Annotated in this window: 9 protein-coding genes; 1 reads left to right on the forward strand and 8 read right to left on the reverse strand. The window is 41.0% G+C overall.

Going from position 1 to position 18,213, the window contains the following annotated elements; all coding sequences use genetic code 11:
- Positions 1-65: 65 nt before the first annotated feature.
- From BQ9893_RS07760 to BQ9893_RS22505, 8 genes are all read right to left on the reverse strand, one after another.
- Positions 66-7,571 (reverse strand): InlB B-repeat-containing protein, encoded by a 7,506-nt coding sequence (locus BQ9893_RS07760; RefSeq protein WP_167369855.1) that lies wholly within the window; start codon positions 7,569-7,571, stop codon positions 66-68.
- Between the two features lie 112 nt (positions 7,572-7,683).
- Positions 7,684-9,633 carry a CARDB domain-containing protein gene (locus tag BQ9893_RS07765; RefSeq protein ID WP_075965587.1) on the reverse strand — a complete coding sequence of 650 codons (1,950 nt, stop codon included), beginning with the start codon at positions 9,631-9,633 and terminating at the stop codon, positions 7,684-7,686.
- The gene (locus tag BQ9893_RS07770; RefSeq protein ID WP_208610807.1) at positions 9,624-10,913 is read right to left on the reverse strand and encodes a PKD domain-containing protein; all 1,290 of its coding nucleotides are present in this window, start codon (positions 10,911-10,913) and stop codon (positions 9,624-9,626) included. Before BQ9893_RS07770 ends, BQ9893_RS07765 begins: the two co-directional genes overlap by 10 nt.
- Positions 10,914-10,925: 12 nt before the next feature.
- Positions 10,926-13,961, reverse strand: a complete 3,036-nt coding sequence (locus BQ9893_RS07775) for a T9SS type A sorting domain-containing protein (protein WP_075965589.1) — start codon at positions 13,959-13,961, stop codon at positions 10,926-10,928.
- 242 nt (positions 13,962-14,203) lie between these two features.
- Complete coding sequence (locus BQ9893_RS07780) at positions 14,204-14,965, reverse strand: LytR/AlgR family response regulator transcription factor (RefSeq protein WP_075965590.1); 762 nt, start codon at positions 14,963-14,965, stop codon at positions 14,204-14,206.
- On the reverse strand, positions 14,962-15,405 hold the full coding sequence (locus tag BQ9893_RS07785; RefSeq protein WP_139322581.1) for an ATP-binding protein: 444 nt from the start codon (positions 15,403-15,405) through the stop codon (positions 14,962-14,964). The genes BQ9893_RS07780 and BQ9893_RS07785 overlap by 4 nt, the downstream gene beginning before the upstream one ends.
- Before the next feature lie 169 nt (positions 15,406-15,574).
- A complete protein-coding gene (locus tag BQ9893_RS07790; protein WP_005868407.1) occupies positions 15,575-16,738 on the reverse strand; it encodes an IS4 family transposase in 1,164 nt (387 codons plus the stop codon).
- A gap of 309 nt (positions 16,739-17,047) precedes the next feature.
- Positions 17,048-17,218 (reverse strand): hypothetical protein, encoded by a 171-nt coding sequence (locus tag BQ9893_RS22505; protein ID WP_167369856.1) that lies wholly within the window; start codon positions 17,216-17,218, stop codon positions 17,048-17,050.
- Positions 17,219-17,554: 336 nt separating this feature from the next.
- Between BQ9893_RS22505 and BQ9893_RS07800 the strand changes: the two genes are divergently transcribed.
- The gene (locus tag BQ9893_RS07800; protein WP_075965593.1) at positions 17,555-18,109 is read left to right on the forward strand and encodes a helix-turn-helix domain-containing protein; all 555 of its coding nucleotides are present in this window, start codon (positions 17,555-17,557) and stop codon (positions 18,107-18,109) included.
- Positions 18,110-18,213: the final 104 nt, after the last annotated feature.

Raw genomic sequence — 18,213 nt, forward strand, 5'->3', positions numbered from 1 at the left:
CATAACATGATAGATAAAGAAAGGCCGGAAATTTCCGATCTTTCTTTATCTATCTCACGCACATGTTATTTCTTAATCAGCTTCACCGTTTTCTTCTGCTCATCTCCCGCCAGGATATGCAACAGATAGAAACCACTCGGCTGGTCGCCCATGAACAGATCTACATTACCCTCACAAGAGGAAACCTGTTTCACCTGCTTACCCGTAAAGTCAAACAGGATAAGACGGCTCTTCGCCGGCAAAACGCCCACATGGACATAATCGGCTACTTGCGTAGGATAGACTTGTACGATAATCGTTTCCACATTCTCATTAGCAGTCGGATCATCGGGATCACCACCATCGGGGTTATCAGGATCTTCGCCTCCGGGGGTGTCAGGATTGTCCGGATCACTGCCAGTAGCTTCAAAATGCGCTTCCAGTTTGGCATCCCCGGTAACCTTATATATAAATCGTTCCTCCATCGAGACTCTGTTTCCTTCAATAAACCATCCGGCAAACCGATATCCATCATTCGGCGTTGCGATCAGTTCCAAAGAACTGTCAAACTCGTAATAACCGGTTCCGAAAGTGACAAAACCTTGGGAAGCATCATAAGAGATTTCGATCTTATAAGAGATTGGATCGAAATTGGCGACAAGCGTCTGGTCCACGATTGCGGTATGCAAATAGGTCTCTTCAGTCGACACGGTCCGGTCATTGATCGTCCAAGTCTTAAACTGATAGCCTTTGTTTGCCTTTGCTACAAATTCTGCATTCTTTCCATAATTGACTTGTATGGAACTGGGAGTAACAGTTCCCGCCTTTTCCGGATCGGCCAAAGCTGTTAAAGAGACTTTTCCACTCGCTACCTGGTTCCAAACAACCGAAAAGTCCCCTTCACCGGTAAAACCTTCGGAATCCTTAATCTTAGATGTTAAGATCGTCAATGTATAGACTCCGTTTTGCTTGGTAAGAGTTGACAAATCCAATGTATATGTGTTTTGTTGTTGTTGTTTAAACTGGAGCCCTTTCGTATCCACTTTTTCGCCTTGATAATATAATTCTACCATACTTGGGATTAAAGCATCCGATAAAACGGCTTTGTTGAACTTGATCGTAATTGTTCCGACTGGAGAGGTTGCCACCTGATCCTCTTCAGGCAAACCTGTAATGGATTCTATCGCCAGTGTAGTTTTCGGACGCTCTTCAAAGACTAACCGGAAAGAGCCGGAAGAAGTGGCTTTTGTCACCGGACCGTCTTCGAAATAATCTACCACATGAATCAGATATTCATACTTCGGGTCTTTTCCATCCCGCAATGTACGATCGGTTTGCCATACTTTACGGGTATCCAGATCTGTATCTTCGTTCACACTGAGCAACTTCAACCGTCCACCGGTCTCATCCGGAATATTGATATAATTCCATCCGTTAGCCGAAGGAGTAATATCCAACTTATATTCGGTATCCGATATTTTCTGCAATTCAGCGGAAGTAGCTTTGACAACTGGGGCAGTCGTACCATCCGTCAGGTACATCCTATCCGGGAAATCCAAATCATCTTCCAGATCATTCACCATAAAACCGGTAACTTTTGGATTAACCGACTCATTCACCCGAATACCCCGAATCAACTCATGGACACGCACTGTGTCCAACAGGGACAAATCAGAATTACCATAGCTAGTTTCATGGGTCGCCTCCACTTTATAGTCCGTAAAATGTCCCTGTAACGTACTGGTCATCCACCATTGGGCATAAGCGGTCTTTCCTGCTTTAATTGTTCCAAAATCGTTTTGCACGCTTTCGCCCATTATAACAGATTCGGCTTCACCATTCAATTGCGAACTCTTGATTTTGAAATCTACCAACAGCCCTTTTTCATTATATTCTATTTTAGGTTGTCGAGTGACCATACTTACATTTTTAGCATCCCCCGCACCCACGTTATGAATCAGCAACGAGAATTCAGACGGGATCATCGGTTCAACCACATCTTTTGTAAAAGGATCGTCCCCTAAAATATCACGTTGCACGAAGTAATCCATAGACAGATTCGGAGAAGGGCTGACGGTCATGGTTACCGGGAACAAGTCGCGAGTCACCTCCAAGCCGGTAAACGGATCGAGATAAGAGAGCGTTCCACCGAACGTGTATTCTTTTGGGCCGGTCGGGGCGGCATACTTGGTCGGGATAAACTCAATCGTTGCAACTCCTGTCTCTCCATGAGCCAATGCCCAAACTCCATCAAGCTGGCCAGTAAATCCCTGGATTTCTTTAGGAGATATTTGGATTTCTCTCACAGTAGCGACACTTCCATCTTCACTAATAACCTCCAAGTTCAACTTGACATTTTTCATCGACTCTGACTCATGTCCATTCTTAACCATTAGAGTACCTTTAAATGCTTGACGAGTCAACACCATTGTCTGTTCAAACTTCAAAGCAACAGAAGAGCATACCGATTGACTGGATTCGTCCAACTTAGATGCTAACAATACATATTGGTCAGCGAAATACTCTTCTATACCAGCATAGCCTTTTTCTTGCGCATACTGTTTATGTTCCTGTATTTTGTTTGAACAGTTCAATATTTTTTGTAGATCCATCCGATTTTCAACAGCTTTATTTGCTTGCGTATTATTCCAGCGCTCGACAAAATCTCTAAAAGTTTGTTCACCCACACAAGAAGGTTTGTAAACCACTACATTCTCGTACACAGCTTGATGATCCATATCAAACTGATCTAAACAAGTTATTAACTCATCCATAGAACAATCATACCATTCTTTTGAATCACCTAGAATTTCATGCATAATGTCCATATAACTTTGCAATCCTTCCTCTGCTTTTATAGCGACATTAGAAAAATCGGTTATATAAGCCGGAATGTGACCATTCGTTCCGCTTTTAGTCTGATACAGATGATCACAAGCATGAGCAAAATCATGTAGACAATTCAAAACATCGGCTGCTATTCCTAAACCTTTTACTAACTTCCGCGCTCTTCGTTTAAATATATCTTTCTGCTCGTCCGTTTTTCCTTTCAAATATTTATCCATATAGTCATCGATAAACGTATTGAAAGAATCTTCAAAACCTTTATAGCACTCTGCCACTTTTTTATATAACTCTGGATGATTAGGATCAAAAAACTGTTGTACACATTCAGTCGCAGCCTTCATTAAATCTGATAAGAATGATAAAAAATCCCTCCTCTCAAATAATTTTTCTATATCTTCTTCTAGAATTCCATCATTCAAAAGCTCTTCTTCAAGCCGTTCATCTAAAACCTCTTGGATTGCTTCTTCTATTGCATCTTTGGTTTCTTCCAAAACAGGAATAAAACGACTAGCACATTTGATTCCATTTCCGACCAAACTCATCTGGCACGGAATACATCCTTTACTTGGTTTCGATGGTGGAACGGGACCAACTACCAATTCTTCTTTTTTATCCAAAATTTGAGTTGGGCCAGTAACCGGGTTATTATCCTTTCCCTTTCCACCAAATATAGTTCCTCCTCCCATAAACGGGAATCCTTTAAAACCACTCCCATCATCCACACATTCCATTATTTTTGTCGGAACATAATATTTATGCCATTTACGGTCATTTCCACAATCCCAAAAATAACTGGTTCCGTCATATAGATAACAATCACTAAGTGGAAGAGGTGTCACTTCCCTCTCACTGCTACGAGTCTTTACATTTCCTTTTCGAGTCATCACAACCGGAATAGAAACTGACTGTTTAGCTTTCAAATCAAAAAAACCTGTAACCAATGGTTCGAAATCAAAATTTGAATTATCCTCTGGAGCCAAAAATTCACAATCCTGAGCCGTAATCAATCCTTCATTCTTTAAAATAACTGTATAAACCAATGATTCACCAGGTTGTAACGCCTCCGCTTCAATCCGATCCGGGACTGTTATAACGACAGCAGGAACCGGTACATGTGTTTCAAAGTCTACTTTTGTAGAAAACGTATACCGGTCTTCCAAAGTTGTTTCTTCAACCTTAAAGTCTATTGCTATCGCCTGGATACTCAGATTCATCACTACCTTATTATCCTTTCCTGGCTCTACCAATATGACCTGCTCGACTACATCATGTCCTTCCGCTGTAGCAACGATTTTGTAATAACCTTCTGCCAAGGCTGGAAGAGTACATAAACCATTCACATCCGTTTTCGCATCCAAGAGTAATCTACCTGTATTATACTCTGTGATACGAACAGATGCTCCCGACACATGAGGAGCTCCCTTGGCTGTATAGGTATTTTCATCACACACGTCAACCACCAAAGTTCCCACGTTCTCAGAAACAGGTGTAACGACAAAGTTCATCGCCAGCCCATCCCCATTCTCGCAATTGATTGCAATCGTTCCCATAACTGGTCTCAGCAGCATATCTTCCGCTGGAGATAGTCGAAGGACAACCGAAGTGCTTTCCCCCTGTTTTAATGAAGGAATAATCTCAGATGTAGCCAACGATAACCATTCCGCTTTAGGGGGAGTTACTCGTATTTCACCCGTTTCTCCACCACCAGAATTAGCAATCATAAAGCGATACTCACGTATATTGCCTCTAACCATTGTCGTTTGGATACGCTCTACATTAGCCACCAATGTTGCCCTTTCAGTTCTACAATAACAATATACAAGTAGTTCCAAAACAGCTCCTTCATCCGAAATCAATTGTAGTTTTACTTTTTCCCAACTCATTCTTGGAGAAACAGTCTTCCCTTTTATTTGCAATAAGATTTCACCTGTTCCGCCTTCAGCCAAACTCAACATACCATTTGATGCAATTTCACATCCCAACGCTCCTGAAATGACTTTTACTTTAATATTACTTGCTGTAGAATATATATTTTTGATTTTAACAGGAATAGTCTGTGTCTGACCTACCAATACTTCACATTGTATAGGAGATACGTCAACTCTCTTCAACCCATACATATCAAACCCGGCTATCTCCTTTTCGAGTCCTTCGTCCGGATAGCAGGCACCCACGCTGAAATGCCCCATTTGCCAACTTTCAGGCGTGAAGCTCGTTTGGAAAACACCAGCATTATCGGTCGTCACGGAAATGACTTTCCGATAGCCATTATTAATAATGTATAGATCAACCGGCACACCTGCAATTTTACTGCCGGTTGCTTTTCCGGTGATCATGACAGATTCTCCGGTTTTAAGCACGCTTTTATCCAAAGAAACCTGTACTGTATATAAAGGGGCTAATGTCAAAGCAAATGGAGCTGACGTATTGTTGATATACGACAATTCTTTTTTCGTCTGTTCTTCGTTTACGATGGCTATCAGATGGTAGTCACCGGTCTTTTCCAGAAATGTAAAATTCTTATCTAATGTAACACTTTCACCTACCGCCAATTCCTTCTGCGTATAAAGACTGCCCAAAGCAATCGAACTACTATTCAACTCTTTTCCTGTACTCAAATAAACAGACACCTTCGCTTGTGCAGACAAAGCGGCTGCTCCCTCGTTCTTTATAGTCAGACTTACTTTCGCACTTCCATTTACCGGAATTTCTTTTTCTGTCTGTAAGGTTGTCACCACCGCATCAGACAACGTCTGATCGGTAATGTTCAGCCAACAAGTGTTTTTACCATACGAACCAGCATCGATGACAACTGTTATAATTCGGTTCCCTTCCGACTCTTCATTTCTGGGGACTGTGATTTCGACATCCACCCTACGGCTGTCGGCAGGAATTATGACGGTAGACGGCAATTGAACCTCTTTATTGTCACAAGACAACTTGACGGTCAAAGGAGTCGAAAGCACTTCATTGACAGATACTGTGATCTTTCCTTTTTCCCCTTCCAATAAAGTCGTCTTTGAGGCGACACTCGTTACTCTGGCATCATCGTCATCCAAAACCGTGATTTTCTTTTCAAACACACCGGTTTCAGTTCCTGCAGTCGAACAATTGCAGGAAGAAACATAAATCGCACCTTTGATCGTCACCTCCTTATCACCATCTTTCATGGCATTATCAACTGTCTTTATGACAAACTGTTTTTCTGTCATACCCGGTTCGAGCACAATCGAAGCGGGTATACTGATCCGTCCGTTCCCATTGTCTGTCAGATGTACTGTCACCTTGTTGGTCGTCACTCCAGTACGCTTCAATGTTGCCACAACCGACTGAGTCGCCTCACTAACCGTTGTAGTGGAAAGAATCAGATCGATATCCGGTATATCATCATCCAAAATTTTCACAAAACGCTGGCTCTCCAAATCAAATATATGTCCGGGAGCAGAAGCCGTGAATACTACTTCATCGTCCAATCCGGGAAGGTCGTCATTGGCAACATTCAATTTCACTTCTACCGTTTTTTGGTTGGCAGGAATGATTACGACAGACGGAAAATCGATAAACCGATTAGAATGGTCAGAACGCAACCGTACTTCCAACGGCCACGAGATATTCCATTCCCGTTCAAGCGTCATCGTCACCATTCCTCCCTCCTTTATTTCGGATTCCTTCACCGACATCTTCAGATATGGATGTTCATCATCTTCGATCCATATCTCTTTTTTCAACTCCAGATAGGAGTTTCCCGTAACAGTCACAACTACAAAAGAATCCGGATTGGCAATCTCATTGTCTATTACTTTTATCTTAAAATAAGTACCGGATTCTCCTTTAGGGATCGTTATCTGCTCCGGCACTTGCAAACGCGACTTACTTTCGTTTGTAAACGTAAATGTCTCCTCCTTCCGTCGTGAACCACTCCTGGCCAACATACATGAAACTTCCGGACTCCCTTTTTCCTGAACGACCGTTGCATTCAGACTCCAAGCCAGAACCTTTGGCATATTCAACTCATTTTGCGATTCACCTTCATTATTCTCCCCATAAACAGGCAGTTCCCAGTCGGAAAACGCTTTGAGGACAACTTTCGCTTTTACCTTCCCTTCTATGCCGGGATAATCGCCTATCTTATACTCGGCTTTACGCGAGATAGAACCTTTGGCTGGTAAGGTCTCCGTATACCGTGTATTTCCAATAGCATACTCATTGCCAAGCTCATCCACCAAATAAAGATATTCGTTCCATCCGTCATCCGTCGTTTTTCCTCCGATATTCTCGACATTCCATGTCAGGGTCACATTGCCTCCTGGCTTAAAGTTGTCAGACTGCAATTGGATGTTTTTCGGGGTGATATCCGGTCCGTTGTCATCCACGATCTTGATCTTTCCAGCATCAAATGAAGTCATCACATTCTTACCATTGCGGTCAGCCAGTATGACATTCGTAAGTTCGAACGGATATTCTTTATCCACTTCCAAATTATCGGGCACAACCAATGGAATTTGAATCACTGCTCCGGAAACAAGCTTGAACGGTTTATTGTTACCGGACATGACAACCACCAAATAGTTGTTATTGCCTTTCGGTGTTACCGATATACTATGATCATCTTTACGCTCTTCTGTCAATTGGATACCATTAGCTGATTCTAATGTTACCACATCCGGTATATGTAGATTGAACTGGATAGCGACCACCTCGGAACGGTTGTCCATCTGCATTTTCACCTGCGTAGTCTTTCCCAACGGGCAATCCGTTGGGGAAATATACAATTTGTTTGTTTGGGAAAAAACAAATTGCATTCGGAATAGACATGCCAATATCAGTATTATTAAATGTCTGGTTCTCATAATTTGCTTATTTTGTAAGTGAAACTTTTATTGTTTGATGTTTGATTTCATCTGTTGTATGAAGCTCAATCTGCACGAGGTAAATACCGGAAGAAAGTCCTTTAGGCAACCATTGGACTACCTTATAATCACCAGGAACGACTTCATGAACCCGGTTGTAAGAAAGAATATGTCCGCCCATATCGTACACCGAGACAACCAGTGCTTTGACATCATGATCGATACGGATATTACCATCAGACAATCCGTCCGGCATTGATACAGCATTATTTCCGGTTGCCACCTGTTTCCCATCAAAGTCGGATCTAACCTCATTAGCCGCCTTATTTGTCAAATGGGCATGAGCTACAAAAGCATCGCTTCCTTTAACCTTCATGATGTCTGTTTTGCCCAAAGGGATGCCTGAACCATTCATGCACACTAAAACAAACCGCACACCGCCTTCGACATCGCGGGTCCTATACAGATAATTGTTAGCTGGGAGCAATAACTCAATTTGCTTCGAAGTAACTCCTTTCAGGGTTATGTCCAAATCCATAACCGATTCTGCCGGATTGTCGATAACCAGTTTTCCACTCTTAACGGAAAGGAAGGCGACAGGCTCTGAACTTACCGCATCCGCAGAACGCAAGGTGGAGCCACTTCTTGTTTGCGGAGTCTCCAACAGGATATTGACCGTAGCAACCAAATCTTGCACGTTGATGGTCGATTCCGCTTGTTTCTCCTGATAGGTATTGGCAGCATAATAATTGAAGTTGATATAACCACCATTGCCACTACTATTATTGTCATCATTGATAAAGTTCAATGTATGCCGGATATCATTCATGCTTACGCATCCATCCATGTTGGCATCGCCTTGATCAAAAAACAACTGGACTGTAACTTTACTGTCTTTAGCCGAATTAGAAGTTTGAGTAAGCACCAAGTCTTGATTCGGAGGTAGATTGATCGTATGGTAATAGCTGTTCCAAACAAAACCATACGCATCGTCTTGATATTTCAAATCCATAGGAGTCGCATAGCCTGGGACTTGCAATGACAACCCGGGCCATTCCTCTTTCGCCTGTTTATCATGGTTATACAAACAGATTTCTGGCAAGTCTAGTACAAACTTGTGGCGCAACTCGATTTGCCGGTTGGGCAACGTCTGACCGATAATGACAAGGTTTATTTTTTGCGAAATCAAGCCTGCAACGGTCTCCAACCGGTTACCTTTCAAATTCAGATTCTCCAATTTTGGCAAAGAATTGATGCTTGTCGGTATCATTCCTGACAATTGATTTTGTTCCAGATTGACAGCAACCAATTCGGGAGCGGTCGAACTTTCCGGAACAATCTCTTCTAAATTGCCAGTCAAGGCGTTCCGGCTCAAATCCAATGTTTGCAAATAAGGCAGCGAGAACAATCCTGCTGGCAGCGGCCCAGCCAAGTTCCGACCAGAAAGATTTATTTCAAGCACATGTCCATCCTCGTCTAATGTAACCCCTTCCCAACCATCCTTGTCTACAGCATTGGTCGTAACGTCCCAATGACGGTTCAAATACCATTGGTCACCACCAGCCTGCGTGTACAAGTCGCATAATACCTTGAATTCATCTTCCGGAATAGTAAGCAAAGCCAAAGGGATTTCAATCTCTTTGCGGTTGTTGCTTTTGCTCATTTCCAGAAGAGCATCATCCACATCAAGATAGATCTCAAACGTCAAAGTCTTCAATTTCTCTTCATAGGGTGCTTTAAACGTAAAGTTGAGTTCATAGCTTTCTCCGATTTCCAAACCCTGATTCGCATGATCTTTATATTGGGTAGAAATTGAAGCGTTCGTGCAACGAATTTGATCTCTCCATGACATCGTTCCAAGTTCTTTTGCCCCTTTATTGGTCACGATTGCCGTAATCGTAAACTCTTTGCCGGATACGACCGTTTGCGGTTCAACCTTCACTTCTGTTATTTCCAAATCGGCTGCTTTACCGATGGTAAAGGTCGGGGATCACTCTGAACATATTCTCCACTACAACGATGATAAGTCCGAACATACCATTCATAGGTCTGTTCAAACTGAAAAAATCCATTATAATTCTCAATATGACATCTGCTATCAGAAACACCTTTTATATAATCAAACTCACTTGCCCCTTGTTTACGTATATAAACTTCATAATGATAATTTTTCCCCGGAATCGGTTCCCAAGAAAAATTAACATCATCAGGTGTCGCAATCAGCCCATTGTCTGATGGTTCCAACAAATTCAGATACATAGTTTGGGGATAAACCCATAAAGTAACAAGATGAGTCGCATAAATCTCTCCTTGATAAAGACAAGAAACTTCATAAGCCAACGGTTGATATTTATTGGTAGTATTAATCACTTCCATCGCAGGGATTTTACCTGAACCAGACTCTTTATATCCTGTTAAACCTTCCTGGGTTTCAACTAACTTCCATTCATAAGTAAATGCTTCCGAATACATATCAAACCTAATCTCATCACTTTGCTTCCCATAACAGATCGGACCGGGTTTAAACACCCAATCCCAGTTTCCTATATGAAAGGATTCGTTTCCGAAACGAACTGAGACCCCCCAATCCATATATTGAACTAATTGCTCCAATAGTCCATAGTTTTCTTTGTTCAACTCATTCCAAAGACTAAGAAAACTTGAATTACCATTTTCCTGTTCCAACTTCACCTTGTAAGGAGAATCTTTCAATTTAGGAATCAACTTATTTGCAACTTCCGTCATATTCAAATTCGATAACGACAAATCCAGATCTTGCGCTACGGTAATAGTCACATCACCACTTAAAGGTAGCTCCATTAAGTCTCTGAACATATCATCCAACAACTGGAAATTTCGAATACCTTTTTGGGATGGATTCAATGTGAATGAACCAGATATGGAATATTCTGATTCTGGAGCAATCATAATATAATTGATGACAGTCCTTTCTTCTTTACCATTTTTCACTGTCAGCTCAACTTTATAAGAACCCGGTTGCGAATAGATATGTTCCGGATGTTTCAAGGTACTTGTATTCCCATCTCCAAAATTCCACAAATATCGACTGGCTCCTTTCGATTTATTCGTGAAAGTCACACCATTTTTATACACCGCATAATCATAGTTAGGAGTTAATCTATCCATACTGGGTTCATCCGGATTATGAGGATTAAACTGTCCCCACACACAAATAGGGAATAAGAACGTTATAAATAAAAAAATGTAATATCTCATGATCATTGTCTTTTAATGGATGATTACTTTGTGAGTTGTCTCGTTGATCCGCACCAGATAGAAACCGGATTCCAAATGGATAGCGGTCGAACCAACCTCAATGCGGTTACGATATTTCTCAATACCCGAAGCGGTATAGATCGTAACTTCTGTCTTTTCGCCAACCTCGATATGAAGCGTATGACCTTCCGTCCGGACACGACTGGTCGTGGAGGTTACCGGAAGATTAGAGGTCGGGATGCCAAAACGGATTTCAAATCGATCGTCCACAGTCCCTTTATCTGCATGGAACGAATAGGAATCACAGCACAAATCAACCTGTTTGTTTTCATATTTGTCAAGCAGACAGACCTGCTCCCAAATCTCATCCTCCACTTTTTCGAATGTATAGATTCCTGTCTGCCCGACATAAAGGCCAACCGGTACGGAGCCCGTTCCTAAAGGACGCTCGTTGATGGCATACCGCTTGCCTTCCCCACCAAGGGTATAGAACTGTGGGATCTCCTTATTGGAACTCATCCATTTGACTGCATCATTATTCATGTCATACCCCGGTTGAGCCGATGGATTGATTACAATACGTGCCCGGTCAGTATAGGTTTCACCACTTAAACGCAAATTCAAGACTTTCCTGTCCGTATCTGAAATAGATCGCAAGGCATAAAAAACGGTCGATTCCGCATTAATTCTCCTGCCTTCCGGTTTAAACGTGATAACTTCTTCGCCATCCGGTTTCTGCACAAAGAACGCCTCCAACGGACGTAACGAGTATGAGTCATCCTTGATGGAAAGGGGAATATATCCCTGCCCGTCCCAAATGACGATAATGGAAGCAGAACCAAAAACAATATCCCGGATATCATAGAAAGACAAGTAAGGATTACCAATCAGGTTCCAACTTTTGTTATCATCATATGATGATCCATAATACTCTAGTGGAATGGAAACGGCCTCTGTTTTCATCAAATCTCGTACCAAATCCGCACCCTCTATGCGAAGTGACAATTTATAATACCTATCATCATTTTGATACTGTTCTGGATCATCCGTTTGTAAAATATATCCGCATCCAGCTTTCAGTTTCATCGTTTCATCTTTCCAGTTCCTATCATTATGCATACCATTATCAGCTCGGGATTGCCCATCGTATGTGCGAACCACATACTGTCGCGAACCGTTTTCAGGAGCAGAGACGAAAGCAGTCCTTTCCACATCGAAAGGAAAAGAGAGAAAGTGCCATTTTTGGGGTTGCAACTTCAAATCACAAGAGACACTTTGGAGTGCAGCCTCCTCGTTTTCATTTATAAAAACAGAATAGATTCCTTTTTCTACAAACAACCCATCCGGCAGAGGTTCATTATATTCTGTTCCTCTCCCATTCAACTTATATGACATATTCAGTTCCTTTATCTGCACCGGAGCCTTATTTATCAAGGAAGCAGAGGCGGTCACCTGTCCTTCATCCGGCTTAATATTGATTCCGATTTCACCTTTCGGATAATTGTCCATCGTAATGACCCATTCATCGCGAACCAGCATATTCCCTCCAAAATCGGGATGGAGAACGGCATCGGTAATTGGAAGGATATTTTTATCGTGCCACCGATAATCATTTTTCCAATTATCCAAAGCATTCTCTGGGACGTAAACAGTTTCAATAGTTTGTATCGCATCAGAGTTCACTGATATCGAATTAAGTCCAAAAGCGATCAACGTGGTCAAATTGGCGGGAAGCGATTCTTTTTGGGTTTCCTGATTATAGTCACCTGAGAGCCCTTCAAATCCTAAAGGTTGAATCAGTTTAGACAAGTTGGTTGCGGTTTGAGGTATCCTTATGCTTTTAACCCCAGCAGGCAATGCCAATTGTTCAAATTGCGGCCAACATTCTTCATTGAACCACACATTCGCATCAGATGAAACAGCTGCCGACATATCCAATCGAATCAGGTTGGGTATTTCATAAGATGCAAAGCTCATATCTTTTTCTGTTACCTGTCCCTCTATACTTAACTCTGTTATTTGTAACCTATCTTCTTCATTCATCAATTGCTCCCATAAAGGATTTTCAGGGCTTACCTTAATCACCCTGTTATAAGGAGTCTGACGATAGGTCGTACCTGACAGGTTCATTTCGATTTTTCCGGCAGAGGTCTGCAAAAATACAGTTTCTTCCCGTGTACCAGCATTCTTTGGGGTAAATTGGAATTGAATTATTTCCTCTGAACCAACAGCTACCATTTTAGAATTTACCAATGCAAAGTTTTCAGAACCAGTTATCCCTTTCACTTCTAAAGGCTGATCCCCGATGTTAGCGATTTGGATATCCACTTTAGGAGAAGAGCCTCCTACTGGTGCATACCCTAAGATAGACTCTCTGAATTGGAGAGGAATATACGGAACCGCATTGCCTGGAGATGTGATTACTCCTAACACAAGATCCGGTTTCATATCATTTTTATAAGGTTGTTTCCCGTCTTGTCCACGTAGGTTTAGGATGCTTTTGTATTCATGAAAGTTAGTAGAGATATTTATGTTTTGCGTGATAGGGACAGCAGTTGTTGTTTTTAAATCCACCAACAAATATCCCCCGTTGTAGGTAAAAGGAGCTGATAAATTGTATGTAACAAATTGCATTTTGTTTGTAAGAGTCACCTCTAATTGATCTCCTCCTTCATAGAGTGTAGCCATCCCCTCTTCGATATAAGAATAAGGGTAACTATAGCTGGGTATAGATTGACATTCTCCCAACGCAATACGCATGTTACCCAAAGATTGCGTGAGAGTGGATCCATCATAGATATTTATTTTATAAGGTATGGATATAGCATGAATCTGAGTCCCGACCGACAAGCAAAGTACTTCTGGAGGAATACAGAGTTGATTACGTATTTCCGACCTACGGTAATCAAAAACCACATTAGAGCCAAACTCCTGTTTTCCGGTCAATTCAATCCCTACCATGTTGCCGTTACCTTGTGCATTTAGCCAATCGGGTAACAAAAAGAGTAATCCTCCCAACAAATAATAAATAAATAAAACTCGTTTCATCCTTTATATATTTTAAATTATTCCCCAATAACTAGGAGATCATCCCCTTTTAAATAATTTTCAAATATATAAACCATCCATAACCTTCACAATCAGTTAAAACTCAAAGAGCGTACAAAAGTGGCATTTCATCGTTAAGCGGTACAAAATAGCAGACAAACACAAAAATTAAATTTCCGGACAACATGAAAAACATCGTTGCCGGGAAAATAATACACCTTACATTGATAAGACGATACACCTTACAAAATCTCTAACCACTCCTTCACCTTTCCGAAATATCGGCGAGAGGCGATCAATTCAATGTCGTCAAAAGGGGGATAAAGGTGGCATTCGAGAGTTTTATTCTCAATTGAACATAAATAGTCCAGATTGACAATGCAGTTTTGGCTGATTTGGACAAATGAGACGCTCATGTTCATCAAATCGCGGGCAGAAACACTCATGCGGAGTTTGTAATCTGTGCGGTCGGACAGATAGAGTTGCCAGCAACGGCTCACGTCTGAAAAACGAAATAACAACACGTCACTACGCTTCAAAAACAACAGGCCGGTCACCGTCTGGATGGCAAATTTGCAGTCATCGGCTAAAAGACGGCGCATGGACTGCTCCATATTCACCCTGCTGCGATAAAAAACACAGCGGAAACGTTCGATGACGGCATCCAATTCTTCCGGAAGGTAAGGCTTCAGCAGATAGTCGAAAGCAGAAGCCCGCAAAGCCTCCAATACATATTTATCGTATGCTGTATAAAAAACAACACGCATATCGGCATGGACATCCGCACGGATATTTTGCCATAGATCCAAACCGGACATCTTGGGCATCTCCACATCTAAAAAGAGCAAATCCGGCTGTTGGCGAATCACGATCTTTCTTGCCTTTTCTACCGAAGTGGTTGTTTCCAAAATCCGTACATCCGAATAGACACACAAATCATTACTCAAATTGCGGACAGAAGCCGCTTCGTCATCTACAATCACGACTGTAATTTCTTCACTCATAAATCAAATGTATAATCTAACGGTACAACAAGAGAAACTAAAGTCCCGTGCCCTCCCGGTTCAAGCAGGCTACGGTCTTGTATAATAAAGTTCATTTTATTCTTATTCCGGCTATTCAGAATATCGATGGTCTGGCGTAGAATTTTCAGTCCGTAACCTGTACCTTGTTTCTCTTGGCGGTTCTGCATGTCTGCAGCAAGACCGACACCATTATCTTCGATTGCGATAAAAAGGCTGCCTTGCTTTTCGATGATACGAATATGTATGCAAGCCTCTTCGTTTTCCGGGTCAAAAGCATATTTCACAGCATTTTCTACCGGTATTTGGACAGACATTGAAGGAATCTTCCAAGTATCAGGTATCTCCGGTGGTAATTCCCAAATAATTCGGATCCGGTCAGGATTACCCAACAAACGCAGTTGTAAGTATTCCTTTACCAATTGTATTTCATCCTTTAAGGGAACAGCAATCTGTTCCGAAAAAAACAGATTTCCCCTTAATACTTTTATCAATAAACGGATTGGCTTGTCCAATCCATCATATTGCCGAAAGGTCGGCAATATGATATTTAATGCATTAACATTAGTGTCCCATTAAAATTGGGACGAATTAAAAATTAAATAAACTTGGCCCATTTGGTCCGAATCGTTCTTTGTCATTTTGAAATTTAGTTTTATCAAAGAGGTCTCTCAGATGAGTCTTATCAGTCAATGAGATGCTCAGTATTTGTAACACTTCATATGTACTTCTGTTCAGTTGCATATCGTGTTGAATGATTGCCACCAAACAGTAAGCGCATATAGCAGCATATATCTGTATTCGAACAGCATTCTCTGTAGTTCCCCAAAATCTTTTGATTTTAAGGTGCTGCTTGAGCCATTTGAAAAACAGCTCTACCTGCCAGCGATTTTTATAAAGTTCAGCAACTTGAAGCGCAGATATATGCATCGCATTGGTTATGAATGTAAATTCTCGTTCTTGTTCTTCATCCCAATATTTAACCAATCTAAGTGGCTCTGGATAATATTGTTTAGGATAGAATCCTGTCAGAAATACACTTGCGTCTGAAAGCACATTCTTAGGCAGCCTACGTTTCCATTGGATGGATTTGTACCCGAGATTCTTTTTTGCTCTGACAACAAAGTAGGCTTCAATTTGATGAATTTTATACAGTATTTTGAAGTTGTTATAACCGCGGTCAAAGATGTAATAAGAGCTTGGTTCATAAGGAATTTCAATCATAACTTTAGAATCGTGTACGGATGCTTCCGTGATATGAAAGAATGCAGGAATCTGTGTTTCCACATCATATAATGTATGCACTTTGATACCACCTTTCTTTTTGCGGAATTTTGCCCACCAAAAGACTGAAAGGCACAGGTCAATAGTAGTCGAATCGAAAGCATAAACGTTACCGCCAAGTTTGAAAATATGATTAGCACACTTTTGTCGTGCTTCGCTAACCAGGTAGTAAGCATATTCTTCAAAGATGTGATAGTCTCTATCTTGATTTGCTCTTGCCAGCGATGACTTTGATACATTTTTACCCATTCCTAAATGATAACATTTGGAATGATGAGCTTCAAGAGCAACTATCAAATCTCGCAGACTTTCACGATTAGAAAGTTGACCAAACATCAAAGCAAGTAGTTGATTCCAGCAGGTGAAGTGCTTCACATATTTATCACCATCATACTTGGTGACTATGCGGTTAAACTTACTTCGATTCAGAAATGAAGCCAATTGAGCGAAAACGTATTTGTCTTGGAACATATGCCATCGGATTAATCTGATGCAAAGCTACAAATTCAAGTCCGTTCGCTCGGAAAATCGCTGTAACTAACTAAATTTCAAATATTTCAAAGAACTCTTTTAGATTTTAATGGGACAACAATGAGAAAATCTCCACCAGTTCACCCCTTGGTCCTTCGTATGTAAATATATTATCTCTCATTAATCCATCATCTATCTTATGTCAAAGGTACAAAATCCAATAATATGAATAAAATATTGAGATAGTAGGATAAGAAATCAAATCAAACTTTAACAATCAGAATCATTAAGCTGAAAGTATACTACACTTCATTGTCGGACAAATCTATCATAGAATCTTCCTAATACATCCGCAAATTCATCCGGTAACCATCGAAGAACCTGTTCAACGATATATTCCGGAGCATCCCTATAAAATGCTTCAGTAATAGCGCCTGCGATAACACCCATCGTATCCACATCCCCACCCAAAGAAACCACCAGCCGAATGGTTTCCTCAAAGCTATTACTGTCATAAAGGCTATTATCGACTCCGGTACAGTCTCTTGGCAACTGCCCTTAAAAGAATAGGTAGGGGGTATTCAATCACAGGTCCGATGTAGATTATGTCCGAAAGCCGTCTCAACATATTGCCGAATATCTTCTTGGGTATGGCCGGTACGCGCCAGAAATATGCTTGCTGCCTAGTTTTACTCTATATACCACATAAAAGAAAAAGTAAACATATTCAGCTACATTTTTGAGTATTCAACCATCAAATTCTTTGGTATATGTATAATAATCAGCATCTTTGCATAAACCAAAACACCAATAGCAATGGAAGATAAAGAATTATTAAAACAATACATGCTGTTTGCTGGAGTAAACGCTTCACAACTTGCAGAGGAAATAGAAGTATCAAAGCAATATATTTTAAATTTAAGAAACGGACAATTTAAAGTTTCTGCAATATTTGCAAAGAAATTAGAGAAAGTAAATAAAGAAGCTTATGATCTAATATTTGGAACATCGAGGGACTATGACAGCATAATGGACAAAATTCAGCAATCGGAATTATGCCAAAAGCTTTACGCAATTCTTGAACCAATTTCAAGAGGAATAGAAACTGCTCCAGTCATAGGAAATTTGGTCCGTTTCATTGACGGACTCGGGACTGACAAAGAGCTAACCGAAAAAAACGAAAGTCTAGTAAAGGAAAATATAGCTTTAAAAACAGAACTAGAAAATTCAGAAAACGAGAACACCAAATTAAAGGCAAAGCTTTTCGATATGAGCGAAAATTTAGCCACGTACATGATGGATAATACAGAACTGAAGAAGAAAGTGTACGAACTACAGAAGGAAATCAACAGCATAGAAGAATCCCGCTAATATCCTAAGTTGTGCTATAACAACAGATTCGCTACATTAGCTTACTGGATTTTTACGCTCGTCGGGACGGGTGGTCTCGCCCCTTGGCGCTGGCCGTTCCCCGA

Source organism: Parabacteroides massiliensis (genome assembly GCF_900155425.1).
Classification (GTDB): Bacteria; Bacteroidota; Bacteroidia; order Bacteroidales; family Tannerellaceae; genus Parabacteroides; species Parabacteroides massiliensis.

What these genes read in the sequence shown, in the direction of transcription:
- BQ9893_RS07770 (WP_208610807.1), bottom strand. Translation starts at nt 10,913, where the DNA reads ATGAGATATTACATTTTTTTATTTATAACGTTCTTATTCCCTATTTGT.
- BQ9893_RS07775 (WP_075965589.1), bottom strand. Translation starts at nt 13,961, where the DNA reads ATGAAACGAGTTTTATTTATTTATTATTTGTTGGGAGGATTACTCTTT.
- BQ9893_RS07780 (WP_075965590.1), bottom strand. Translation starts at nt 14,965, where the DNA reads ATGAGTGAAGAAATTACAGTCGTGATTGTAGATGACGAAGCGGCTTCT.
- BQ9893_RS07790 (WP_005868407.1), bottom strand. Translation starts at nt 16,738, where the DNA reads ATGTTCCAAGACAAATACGTTTTCGCTCAATTGGCTTCATTTCTGAAT.
- BQ9893_RS07800 (WP_075965593.1), top strand. Translation starts at nt 17,555, where the DNA reads ATGGAAGATAAAGAATTATTAAAACAATACATGCTGTTTGCTGGAGTA.